Source organism: Streptomyces sp. NPDC001068, assembly GCF_042897315.1.
In the GTDB taxonomy this organism is placed as follows: Bacteria; Actinomycetota; Actinomycetes; order Streptomycetales; family Streptomycetaceae; genus Streptomyces.
The window spans coordinates 276,015-287,983 of sequence record NZ_JBIAYD010000004.1; the positions used below are offsets into that span (position 1 = coordinate 276,015).

Annotated in this window: 10 protein-coding genes; 3 read left to right on the plus strand and 7 right to left on the minus strand. The window is 69.8% G+C overall.

The window, feature by feature from the left end; translation table 11 throughout:
- Positions 1-27: 27 nt before the first annotated feature.
- Entirely contained in the window at positions 28-768 is a 741-nt protein-coding gene (locus ACFY3I_RS13505; RefSeq protein WP_390860667.1) for an SDR family NAD(P)-dependent oxidoreductase, read from the plus strand.
- A gap of 30 nt (positions 769-798) precedes the next feature.
- Here the strand turns inward: ACFY3I_RS13505 and ACFY3I_RS13510 are convergent, their stop codons facing one another.
- Positions 799-1,917 carry a mechanosensitive ion channel family protein gene (locus tag ACFY3I_RS13510; protein WP_390860895.1) on the minus strand — a complete coding sequence of 373 codons (1,119 nt, stop codon included), beginning with the start codon at positions 1,915-1,917 and terminating at the stop codon, positions 799-801.
- Between the two features lie 101 nt (positions 1,918-2,018).
- On the opposite strand from ACFY3I_RS13510, the gene ACFY3I_RS13515 reads away from it, so the two are divergent.
- Positions 2,019-2,588, plus strand: a complete 570-nt coding sequence (locus ACFY3I_RS13515; protein ID WP_365283114.1) for a dienelactone hydrolase family protein — start codon at positions 2,019-2,021, stop codon at positions 2,586-2,588.
- 7 nt (positions 2,589-2,595) lie between these two features.
- On the opposite strand, the gene ACFY3I_RS13520 is transcribed toward ACFY3I_RS13515, so the two are convergent.
- The 5 genes from ACFY3I_RS13520 to ACFY3I_RS13540 all read right to left on the minus strand — a co-directional run bounded on the left by ACFY3I_RS13520 (position 2,596) and on the right by ACFY3I_RS13540 (position 7,844).
- The gene (locus ACFY3I_RS13520) at positions 2,596-2,931 is read right to left on the minus strand and encodes a hypothetical protein (protein WP_365283116.1); all 336 of its coding nucleotides are present in this window, start codon (positions 2,929-2,931) and stop codon (positions 2,596-2,598) included.
- 108 nt (positions 2,932-3,039) lie between these two features.
- Positions 3,040-4,719, minus strand: coding sequence for an alkaline phosphatase D family protein (locus ACFY3I_RS13525; protein ID WP_390860668.1), 1,680 nt, complete (start codon positions 4,717-4,719; stop codon positions 3,040-3,042).
- 104 nt (positions 4,720-4,823) lie between these two features.
- Positions 4,824-5,642 carry a thioredoxin domain-containing protein gene (locus ACFY3I_RS13530; RefSeq protein ID WP_390860669.1) on the minus strand — a complete coding sequence of 273 codons (819 nt, stop codon included), beginning with the start codon at positions 5,640-5,642 and terminating at the stop codon, positions 4,824-4,826.
- 116 nt (positions 5,643-5,758) lie between these two features.
- Entirely contained in the window at positions 5,759-6,451 is a 693-nt protein-coding gene (locus ACFY3I_RS13535) for a hypothetical protein (RefSeq protein WP_390860670.1), read from the minus strand.
- Positions 6,452-6,518: 67 nt separating this feature from the next.
- Positions 6,519-7,844 (minus strand): DUF2252 domain-containing protein, encoded by a 1,326-nt coding sequence (locus ACFY3I_RS13540; RefSeq protein ID WP_390860671.1) that lies wholly within the window; start codon positions 7,842-7,844, stop codon positions 6,519-6,521.
- Between the two features lie 233 nt (positions 7,845-8,077).
- On the opposite strand from ACFY3I_RS13540, the gene dnaE reads away from it, so the two are divergent.
- Positions 8,078-11,617, plus strand: a complete 3,540-nt coding sequence (dnaE, locus tag ACFY3I_RS13545; protein ID WP_390860672.1) for a DNA polymerase III subunit alpha — start codon at positions 8,078-8,080, stop codon at positions 11,615-11,617.
- Between the two features lie 113 nt (positions 11,618-11,730).
- On the opposite strand, the gene ACFY3I_RS13550 is transcribed toward dnaE, so the two are convergent.
- Positions 11,731-11,910 (minus strand): hypothetical protein, encoded by a 180-nt coding sequence (locus ACFY3I_RS13550; RefSeq protein ID WP_351325130.1) that lies wholly within the window; start codon positions 11,908-11,910, stop codon positions 11,731-11,733.
- Positions 11,911-11,969: the final 59 nt, after the last annotated feature.

Here is an 11,969-nt window from a genome sequence, read left to right on the forward strand (position 1 = left end):
GCGGCGGTGCGCTCGTAGTCTCGGATCATGGCTCGGAACATTGTGATCAGTGGTGGCGGGACGGGTATCGGGCTCGCCGCGGCGCGGGTGTTCGCCGCCGACGGGGACCAGGTGCTGCTTCTCGGGCGGCGCGGCGAGGCGCTGGAGCGGGCGGGGGTGCCGGGAGCCGTGTGGCGGGCCGCCGATCTGACCGAGCCCGCCGACGTGCGGGGCGTGGCGCGGTACGTCGCCGAGGAGATCGGCACCGTGGACGTGCTGATCCACAGCGCCGGCGGCAACGCGGCGTTCGCACCCGACGCGGAGGCCGGGGATCCGCTCGACGCCGCCGCCCGCACCTGGACGGGCAACTTCCGGCAGAACACGCTGACCGCCGTCCTGCTCACCGAGGCGCTGAAGGACCGGCTCGCCGACCCGGGCGGGCGGGTGCTGTTCGTCAGCTCCATCGCCGCCTACCGGGGCTCGGGGACCGGGTCCTACGCCGCCGCCAAGGCGGCCCTGCACCCGTATGCCCACGACCTGGCCCGGCAGCTCGGACCGCGCGGGGTCACGGTGAACGTGGTGGCGCCCGGGTACGTCGAGGACACCGGGTTCTTCGGCGGCCCCGTCGAGGAGTCGCGGCGGGCACGGCTCGTCGCCGAGACGGCGACCGGGCGGGCCGGCACACCGGGTGACGTCGCCGCCACCCTGCACTGGCTGGCCTCCCCGGCCGCCGGACACGTCACCTCGCAGATCGTCCAGGTCAACGGCGGCGCCGAACGCGGCCACTGACCGGCGGCGGTCCGCCGGGAAGGGGCGCGGTCAGGCGCCCCGGCCGGTGCGGGGCGGCTCGTGCAGCCGCCGGGCGGCCGCCGCCACCCCGTCCTGGGAGGGGATGATCCCGCCCGGCGGCAGGATCGCGTCGGCCGTGTTGACCCGGGGCAGGGCGTAGGGGTGCTCGGCCACCAGCCAGGTGATCATCTGCTCGCGTACGGTGACCCGGACCTTCCAGACGTCGTCGGAGTCCTTGGCGGTCACCAGCGCCCGCACCTGGATGGTGTTCGGCGTGGCGTCCGTGACGACGAGGCTGTAGTCCCGCCCGTCCCAGGCGGGGCACTCCCGCAGGATGTCCCGGAGCTTCTCGCGCATCGGCTCGATCGGCGCCGAGTGGTCCAGGTGCAGGAAGACGACCCCGGTCATCTGCGGGGTGCCCCGGGACCAGTTCTCGAAGGGTTTGGAGGTGAAGTACGACACCGGCATCGTGATCCGGCGCTCGTCCCAGGTCCGTACCGTCAGGAAGGTCAGGGTGATCTCCTCGACCGTGCCCCACTCGCCGTCGACGACGACCGTGTCGCCGAGGCGCACCATGTCGCCGAAGGCGATCTGCAGGCCCGCGAACATGTTCGCCAGCGTGGACTGGGCGGCCACACCGGCGACGATGCCGAGGACTCCGGCGGAGGCCAGCAGCGAGGCGCCGGCCGCGCGCATCGCCGGGAAGGTCAGCAGCATCGCGGCCACGGCCATCACGCCGACGATCGCCGTCACCACCCGCATGATCAGCGACACCTGGGTACGCACCCGGCGGACCCGGGCCGCGTCGGTGTGGCCGCGGGCGTAGCGGGTGTACGAGGTGTCGACGATCGCCGCCGCTATCCGCACCACCAGCCAGGCGGCGGCCCCGATCAGCACCAGGGTGAGCAGCCGGCCGACGGCGACCCGGTGGCCGAGGAGCAGCTCGGCCTTGTCGTAGGAGCCTCTGAGCAGGGCCGCGCAGATCACCATCTGATAGGGGATGCGGGCGCGGCGCAGCAGACCCCACAGGGGCGTCTCGGCGTGGCGTCCGTCCGCCTTGCGCAGCAGCAGGTCGGTCGCCCAGCCGATCAGCAGGGTGAGGACGACGGCGCCGCCGACCACGATCAGCGGGCGGAGTACGTTCTCCATGTCCATGGGTTCGAACGTAACCAGATCACCGGGGTCCTGAACATGCCGGACGGTGTAGAGGGCGTCACACGGCCGTCCGGGCGGGCTGGCACCATGGGTTCATGAACATCATGCTCTTTCACTCGACCTATGGCCTCAGGCCCGCGGTGCGCGAGGCCGCGGACCGGCTGCGTGCCGCGGGGCACGAGGTGTGGACGCCGGACCTCTTCGAAGGGCGCACGTTCGACACCGTCGAGGAGGGCATGGAGTTCAACGAGTCGATCGGCAAGGACGAACTGCTCAAGCGGGCCGTGCTTGCGGCGGCGCCGTACTCGGAGCGCGGGCTGGTGTACGCGGGGTTCTCGCTGGGCGCCTCGGTCGCGCAGACGCTGGCGCTGGGCGACGAGCGCGCCCGCGGGCTGCTGCTCCTGCACGGCACCTCGGACATCGCGCCGAACGTCGCGGTGGACGGGCTCCCGGTGCAACTGCACGTGGCCGAGCCGGACGCGTTCGAGACGGACGACTGGCTGAGCGCCTGGTACCTGCAGATGGGCCGGGCCGGTGCCGACGTGGAGATCTACCGCTACCCGGGCGCCGGTCACCTCTACACCGACCCCGGGCTGCCGGACTGGGACGAGGAGGCCGCCGAGGCCACCTGGAGGGTGGCGCTCGGCTTCCTCGGGACCCTCTAGGCCGCCGTCAGCACGCCTTCGGCGGGTGCACCAGCGACATGAAGTGACCGGACCACACCCAGGCCGGCGGCTGGGAGTCGTAGATCCGGAACCACCGCTCCCCCGAGGGGGTGTTGGTGGTCGAGCACGCGATCCGCAGGGTCGTGCCCCTCGGCTCCACCCGCGTCCTCGTCGACGAGGACGTCGGCTGGGTGTATATGGGGGCGCTCTCCAGCGTGGTCAGGTTGACGAAGGCCGGTGCGGCCGAGGCCTCCTGGGCCTGGGTGAAACCGGCGAGTCCGGCGAGGGCGACGGTCGCCGCGAGTACGGCGGACTTCCGGAGGGCCGTTTGGGGGGTGGCCATGATGGTGTCTCCAATCCTCAACACGACGGACGGGCCGTCCGGATGACGGCCCGTCAGTCCTGTCATGCTAACAACGCATGATCGGAAAAGTGATCGATTATCGGACGGCTACACCGGGTCGTAGGTGCGCTCGACCTTCTGGGTGCCGCTGCGGGTGCGGTACGAACGCTCCCAGGACGAGGTGGCGTCGGCCTTCGTCTTGTCGGAGAGGACGTAGTAGTCCATCTGCGCCCGGGCCGCGGTGATGTCCAGGATGCCGTAGCCGTGCCGGTCGGTGTCGACCCAGTGCACATGGCGGTTGGCCAGCTGGATGAGCGGCGCGGCCACGGTGGAGACCACACCCGGGGACACCTTGAGGATGTCGTCCAGGTTGTCGGAGGTCACCGAGGTGACCACGAACTCGGTGGCCGCGGAGGCGGAGAGCGGGTAGGTGCCGGCGTCCACCGGCACGTCGTTGGCCCACGCCATGTGGATGTCGCCGGTCAGGAACACCGTGTTGCCGATCGCGTTGGAGCGCAGGTGCGCCAGCAGCTCGCGGCGGTCGTCGGTGTAGCCGTCCCACTGGTCGGTGTTGAGGCCGAGGCCGTCCTGCGGCAGGCCGAGCAGCTTGGCCAGCGGCTTGAGCAGGTCGGCGGAGAGCGAGCCGATGGCGAACGGCGAGATCATCACCGAGTTGCCGACCAGCCGCCAGGTCGTGTCGGAGGCCTTCAGGCCGGCCTTCAGCCAGTCCAGCTGGGCGCGGCCGGTGATGGTGCGGTTCGGGTCGTCGACCGAACCGCTGCCGGTGGAGACCTGCTGGGAGCGGAAGGAGCGCAGGTCGAGCAGCGAGAGGTCGGCGAGCTTGCCGAAGCGCAGCCGGCGGTAGGTGGTGCTGGCGATGGCGGGACGGACCGGCATCCACTCGAAGTAGGCCTGCTTGGCGGCGGCCTGACGTGCCGTCCAGGCGCCCTCGGTGCCCTCGGTGTGGTTCTCGGCGCCGCCGGACCAGGAGTCGTTGGCGAACTCGTGGTCGTCCCAGATCGCGATGACCGGCGCCTTGGCGTGCAGCGCCTGAAGGTCGGTGTCGGTCTTGTACCTGCCGTGCCGTATGCGGTAGTCGGCGAGCGTGATGATCTCGTGGGTGGGCGCGTGCGGGCGGACCACCGTGTCCCGGGTGCCGTACTCGCCGGTGCCGTACTCGTAGATGTAGTCGCCGAGGTGCAGCCACGCGTCCAGGTCGCTCCGGGCGGCCAGGTGCCGGTAGGAGGCGAAGTAGCCGGCCTCCCAGTTGGCGCAGGAGACGACGCCGAAGCGCAGGCCGGAGACGGCGGCGTCGGCCGCCGGCGCGGTGCGGGTGCGTGCCACGGCGGAGTCGGTGCCGCCGGCCGAGAACCGGAACCAGTAGTCGGTGGCGGGGGCGAGGCCGCGGATGTCGGCCTTGACGGTGTGGTCGGAGGCGGCGGTCGCGGTGGTGGAGCCGCGCGAGACCACGTTGGTCAGCGCCCTGTCGGTGGCGACGACCCAGCTGACGTCGGTGTCGGCGCCGATTCCGGAGCCGGGGGTGGCGTCGGCGCTCGGCGTCACCCGGGTCCACAGCAGGATGCCGTCGGGAAGGGGGTCGCCGGAGGCGATGCCGTGCAGGAAGGCGGGTGCGTCCGAGGCGGCCCGGGCCGGGAGCGCGGTGGCGAGCGGAGCCGCGACGGCGGCGGCGACGGCCGTCGCCGCCGCGGCCTTGACGACCGTACGGCGGCGGGGGGAGGGGGAGTTGACACCCTCGGAGGCCTGAGTTGATCTGTATCGACTGGTCACGTCCGATGAGGTTACTGACCAGTATGAACAAGAGCAGGCGAACCAGGGAAAGTTCGCCTGCTCTTCACCCGGAGCCCATGCCGTGCCTGTGCACGGCGCCCGGACTAGGCTTTGAGGGCCGCGTCCACCACGGAGTTGAAGGACTCGACCGTCATCGGCGGGTTGCCGCTGGAGTCGGCCGTCAGCATCTTGCCGTTCATGACGAAGCTCGGGGTGCCCGTCACGCCGTCCTTGTTGGTGTTGAAGAGGTTCGACATGGCCATCGCCCAGGCGTCGTAGGTGCCCTTCTTGACGGCGTCGTCGAACTTCGCGTTGCCCTTCAGCGCGGGGACCGTGTCCGCGACCTTGATCAGGTACGAGTCGTCCTTGAACGTGTCGGTGGTCTCGTCCGGGTGGAACTTGGTCGAGTACAGCGCGGTCTTGTACTGCAGGAACGCCTCGGGGCTGACGTTCAGCGCGGCGCCCAGGGCGCTCAGGGCGTTCTTGGAGCCCTCGCCGTTGTCCTTGTTGTCGATGAACGTGCCACCGATGTACTCGATCTTGAACTTGCCGTCGTCGATGTCCTTCTGCACGGTCGAACCGACGGTCTGCTCGAACTGCGCGCAGACCGGGCAGCGCGGGTCCTCGTAGACCTTGAGGGTCTTCGGGGCGGTGGACTTGCCGATGACGACCGTGGTGCCCTTGGTGCCCGTGGTGTTGGCCGGGGCGACGACCTTGGCGTCCTTCTGGGCCTCCCAGTAGCCCGGCTTGTTGGCCTGGACGACCGCGTAGCCTATGCCGCCCGCCGCTGCCAGTACGGCCACGACCGAACAGGCCACGATGACCTGGCGCTTGACCTTGGCGCGCTTGGCCTGCTTCTCGCGCTCGATGCGCAGTCGCTCCCGGGCCGCGTTCTTGGCAGCCGCGCTGTTCCGCTTGCTCATGTTGGTGATCTCCATATGGGACGCGCACGTGTCGTACGCGGGATACGTGTGGGGGACTCGTCGTGCTCGAACGAGGGGTGTGCTCGCCGGGGAGGGGCGCTCAGGCGGCGCGGCGCTCAGGCGAAGGCCGGCGCGAGCGCCCGGGAGCACGGCGGTCCACGCCGTCCCAGGGAGTGCACGAGGAGCAGGTCGCGGGCGGCGGCCGTACGCGGCGCCGGACGCGGCAGTCGTCGTACCGGGACCAGCCGGACCGTGCCCGCGGCGACCGCGAGGAGCAGCGGGCGGAAGGTGGTGGCGGCGACCGCGCGCACCAGCTGGGTCAGCGCGCGTTCGCCGCGGCGCAGCCAGGCGGCGGCCAGCAGGCCGACGCCGACGTGCGCGGCGAGCAGCAGCCAGGCCGCCGCCGGATCGGTCTGCGCGAGCGCCGCGGTGGCCCGGGAGCCGCCGGTCATCCGGGCCAGCGGGGTGCCGACGGCACCGCCGTGGCACAGCACGTCGAAACCGACCGCGCGCAGCGGGCCCGCGATCGGGCCGCCCGCCCGGCCGTAGCAGGCGTGCTGGCCGGTGGTGAAGACGGTGTCGGCGGCCAGCTCCAGCGGGACCAGCAGGGCCGCGATCCGGCCGAAGCCGCGCTCGCGGCCCGCCAGCGCGTACGCCGTGGCGAACACGCCGGCGGCGACCGCGGCCACCGTGGTGAACGGCAGCGGGGCCCGGGACAGCAGCACGTGCGACGCGGTGCTGAGCGTCACGACGAAAGCCGTGAACAGCGCCGCGCGCACGGCTCTGAGCTGGGTCCCGGATATGTCCATAGCGGTGGAGAGTCTGTCACGTACTCATGTAGGGGACCCCTAAAAGGGCCCTGTGAATCCGCGAAGGTTACAGGCCTGGAATCCGGCCGTTGCGGAACAGGTCGACGAAGATCTGGTGGTCGGCACGCGCGCGTGCCCCGTAGCTGTGCGCGAAGTCGGCCAGCAGGGGCGCGAAGCCCTCCTCGTCCGCCGCGATCACCGCGTCGATGGCGCGCTCCGTGGAGAACGGGACCAGGGACTCGCCGGAGGTGTCGTCGGCCGCCGAGTGCATCGACGCGGTGGCCCGGCCGAGGTCCGCGACGACCGCCGCGATCTCCTCCGGGTCGTCGATGTCGCTCCAGTCCAGGTCCACCGCGTACGGCGACACCTCGGCGACCAGCTGCCCGGAGCCGTCCAGCTCGGTCCAGCCCAGCCACGGGTCGGCGTGCGCCTGCAGGGCGCGCTGGGAGATCACCGTGCGGTGGCCCTCGTGCTGGAAGTAGTCCCGGATCGCCGGCTCCGTGACGTGCCGGGAGACGGCCGGGGTCTGGGCCTGCTTGATGTAGATCACGACGTCGTTCTCCAGGGCGTCCGTGGAGCCCTCCAGGAGGATGTTGTACGACGGCAGCCCCGCCGAGCCGATGCCGATGCCGCGCCGGCCGACGACGTCCTTCACGCGGTAGGAGTCCGGGCGGGACAGGGACGCCTCCGGAAGCGTCTCCAGGTAGCCGTCGAAGGCCGCGAGCACCTTGTAGCGGGTGGCGGCGTCCAGCTCGATGGCGCCGCCGCCGGAGGCGAAGCGGCGCTCCCAGTCGCGGATCTCGGTCATCGACTCCAGCAGCTCGAAGCGGGTCAGCGAGCGGGCGGCGCGCAGCGCGCCGAGCAGCGGGCCCTCCGCGCTGTCCAGGGTGAACGGCGGCACCTCGTCGCTCTTGGCGCCGGTCGCCAGCGCGTGGATCCGCTCCCGGTACGCGCCCGCGTACACCTCCACCAGCTCGGTGATCTGCTCGTCGCTGAGCGCCTTCGCGTACCCGATCAGCGCGATGGAGGCGGCGAAGCGCTTCAGGTCCCAGGTGAAGGGGCCGACGTAGGCCTCGTCGAAGTCGTTGACGTTGAACACCAGGCGGCCGTTGGAGTCCATGTACGTGCCGAAGTTCTCCGCGTGCAGGTCGCCGTGGATCCACACCCGCGAGGTGCGCTCGTCCAGGAACGGGCCGCCGCGCTTGTCGGCGTCCACGTCGTGGTAGAAGAGCGCCGCCGTGCCCCGGTAGAAGGCGAAGGCCGAGGCCGCCATCTTCCGGAACTTCACGCGGAACGCGGCCGGGTCGGCGGCCAGGAGCTCGCCGAAGGCGGTGTCGAAGACGGCGAGGATCTCCTCGCCGCGCTGCTCGTCGTTGAGCCGGTGGACCGACATCGCTGGGTGCCTCCTGGTACGGGTGATGCGTGACATGTGGGGCGGATCTCTCCTTCGGACCAACGCGCGAGGGCCCGGGGGAGTGCCCGCCTTCTTCGCCTGAAGGTACGCGGGGCGGTGGGCGGATTGTCAGTGCCGAGGCATAGGATTTCGCCGTCCCACCAGACTGTCCGCAGTCGGTCCGCAGTCGGTCGGAAGATCGTCGACGCCTGTTTCCTCTGGAGGCCGAAACCGTGTCAAAGCCGCCGTTCACGCACCTGCACGTCCACACCCAGTACTCGCTGCTGGACGGTGCCGCGCGGCTGAAGGACATGTTCAACGCCTGCAACGAGATGGGCATGACACACATCGCCATGTCCGACCACGGCAACCTGCACGGGGCGTACGACTTCTTCCACACGGCGAAGAAGGCCGGTGTCACGCCGATCATCGGGATCGAGGCGTACGTCGCCCCCGAGTCCCGGCGCAACAAGCGCAAGATCCAGTGGGGCCAGCCGCACCAGAAGCGGGACGACGTCTCCGGCTCCGGCGGTTACACCCACAAGACGATGTGGGCGGTGAACAGGACCGGCCTGCACAACCTCTTCCGGCTCTCCTCCGACGCCTACGCCGAGGGCTGGCTGCAGAAGTGGCCCCGGATGGACAAGGAGACCATCGCCCAGTGGTCCGAGGGGATCGTGGCCTCCACCGGCTGCCCCTCCGGCGAGCTCCAGACCAGGCTGCGCCTCGGCCAGTACGACGAGGCGCTGAAGGCGGCCGCCGACTACCAGGACATCTTCGGCAAGGACCGCTACTTCCTGGAGCTGATGGACCACGGCATCGAGATCGAGCACCGGGTCCGCGACGGGCTCCTGGAGATCGGCAAGAAGCTCGGCATCCCCCCGCTGGTCACCAACGACTCGCACTACACGTACGCGCACGAGGCGACCGCCCACGACGCGCTGCTGTGCATCCAGACCGGCAAGAACCTCTCCGACCCGGACCGCTTCAAGTTCGACGGCACCGGCTACTACCTCAAGTCCACGGACGAGATGTACGCCGTGGACTCCTCGGAAGCCTGGCAGCAGGGCTGCGCCAACACCCTCCTGGTCGCCGAGATGGTCGACACCACCGGCATGTTCGAGGCCAAGAACCTCATGCCGAAGTTCGACATCCCCGACGGCTACACCGAGGTGACCTGGTTCAAGGAGGAGGTCCGCCGCGGCATGGAGCGCCGCTTCCCCGGCGGCGTCCCGGACGACCGCCAGAAGCAGGTCGAGTACGAGCTGGACGTCATCATCCAGATGGGCTTCCCGGGCTACTTCCTGGTGGTCGCCGACTTCATCATGTGGGCCAAGAACAACGGCATCGCGGTCGGCCCCGGCCGAGGCTCCGCGGCCGGCTCGATCGTCGCGTACGCCCTGGGCATCACCGACCTCGACCCGATCCCGCACGGCCTGATCTTCGAGCGGTTCCTGAACCCCGAGCGCGTCTCCATGCCCGATGTCGACATCGACTTCGACGAGCGCAGGCGCGTCGAGGTGATCAGGTACGTGACCGAGAAGTACGGCGCCGACAAGGTCGCCATGATCGGCACCTACGGCAAGATCAAGGCCAAGAACGCCATCAAGGACTCCGCGCGCGTGCTGGGCTACCCGTACGCGATGGGCGACCGCCTCACCAAGGCGATGCCCGCCGACGTCCTCGGCAAGGGCATCGACCTGGACGGCATCACCAACCCCTCGCACCCGCGGTACAACGAGGCGGGCGAGATCCGCGGGATGTACGAGAACGAGCCGGACGTCAAGAAGGTCATCGACACCGCCAAGGGCGTCGAGGGCCTGGTCCGGCAGATGGGCGTGCACGCGGCCGGCGTGATCATGTCCAGCGAGCCCATCGTGGACCACGCCCCGATCTGGGTGCGGCACACCGACGGCGTGACCATCACGCAGTGGGACTACCCGCAGTGCGAGTCGCTCGGCCTGCTGAAGATGGACTTCCTCGGCCTGCGCAACCTGACGATCATGGACGACGCCGTCAAGATGGTGAAGTCCAACAAGGGCATCGACCTCGACCTGCTGGCCCTGCCGCTCGACGACCCGAAGACCTTCGAACTCCTCCAGCGCGGCGACACCCTCGGCGTCTTCCAGTTCGACGGCGGCCCCATGCGCTCGCTGCTGCGCCTGATGAAGCCCGACAACTTCGAGGACATCTCCGCCGTCTCCGCGCTCTACCGTCCCGGCCCGATGGGCATGGACTCGCACACCAACTACGCGCTGCGCAAGAACAAGCTCCAGGAGATCACCCCGATCCACAAGGAGCTGGAGGAGCCCCTGGAAGAGGTCCTGGCCGTCACCTACGGCCTGATCGTCTACCAGGAGCAGGTGCAGAAGGCCGCGCAGATCATCGCCGGCTACTCGCTCGGCGAGGCCGACATCCTGCGCCGCGTGATGGGCAAGAAGAAGCCCGACGAGCTGGCGAAGAACTTCGTCCTGTTCCAGAAGGGCGCCCGCGACAAGGGCTTCAGCGACGAGGCCATCCAGTCCCTGTGGGACGTGCTGGTCCCCTTCGCCGGATACGCCTTCAACAAGGCGCACTCGGCCGCCTACGGCCTGGTCTCCTACTGGACCGCCTACCTCAAGGCGAACCACCCCGCCGAGTACATGGCCGGACTGCTCACCTCGGTCAAGGACGACAAGGACAAGTCGGCCGTCTACCTCAACGAGTGCCGCCGCATGGGCATCAAGGTGCTCCCGCCGAACGTCAACGAGTCGGTGCACAACTTCGCCGCCCAGGGCGACGACGTGATCCTCTTCGGCCTGGAGGCCGTGCGCAACGTCGGCACCGGCGTCGTCGAGTCGATCATCAAGGCCCGCAAGGCGAAGGGGAAGTTCGCCTCGTTCCCCGACTACCTGGACAAGGTCGACGCCACCGCCTGCAACAAGCGGACCACGGAGTCCCTCATCAAGGCGGGCGCCTTCGACGCCCTCGGGCACACCCGCAAGGGCCTGACCGCCCAGTACGAGCCGATGATCGACAACGTGGTGCAGGTCAAGCGCAAGGAGGCCGAGGGCCAGTTCGACCTCTTCGGCGGGATGGGCGAGGAGGAGAGCAGCGAGCCCGGGTTCGGCCTCGACGTGGAGTTCACCACCGACGAGTGGGACAAGACCTATCTGCTCGCCCAGGAGCGGGAGATGCTCGGCCTGTACGTCTCCGACCACCCGCTCTTCGGCCTGGAGCACGTGCTCTCCGACAAGGCCGACGCCGGTATCGCACAGCTGACCGGCGGTGAGCACGCCGACGGCGCGGTCGTGACCATCGGCGGCATCATCTCCGGCCTCCAGCGCAAGATGACCAAGCAGGGCAACGCCTGGGCGATCGCCACCGTCGAGGACCTCGCCGGCTCCATCGAGTGCATGTTCTTCCCGGCGACCTACCAGCTCATCTCGACCCAACTCGTCGAGGACGCGGTGGTGTTCGTCAAGGGCCGCCTCGACAAGCGCGAGGACGTGCCGCGCCTGGTCGCGATGGAGATGGCGATCCCGGACCTGTCCGCGGCGGGCGCCAACGCGCCGGTGGTCCTCACCATCCCCGCCACCCGGATCACCCCGCCGATGGTCAGCCGGCTCGGCGAGATCCTCAGCCATCACAAGGGCGACAGCGAGGTCCGGATCAAGCTCCAGGGGCCGACGAAGACGACCGTGCTGCGCCTGGACCGGCACCGGGTGAAGCCGGACCCGGCCCTGTTCGGCGACCTGAAGGTCCTGCTCGGCCCGTCCTGCCTGGCCGGATAGGCCCGGTTCCCGGCCCGCCGGGCCCCGTGCGCGCGGAAGGGGCGCACCCGCACCGGGTGCGCCCCTTCTGTGTGCGCGGGCTTCAACCGCCCTGGCGGACCTGGTGAGTCCGCTCAGTTGTGGCCGAAGCTCTTCTGCTTCTTACGAGCAACATCCGCGGGGCTGCCCTGGATGTGCGACACCGGCGAGTCGTGGGACTCCGACGGCGTACGCTGCGCGTGCTCGTGACCCTGCTCGGTCTGCGCCGCGCGGTTCTGGGAGCCACCCTGCTTGCGGTTCTTGTTCTTGGCCATGGTGATCTGCCTCCTGTGGGGGATCTAGGGGCCGAATTCAGATTCACATAGGCTGACAA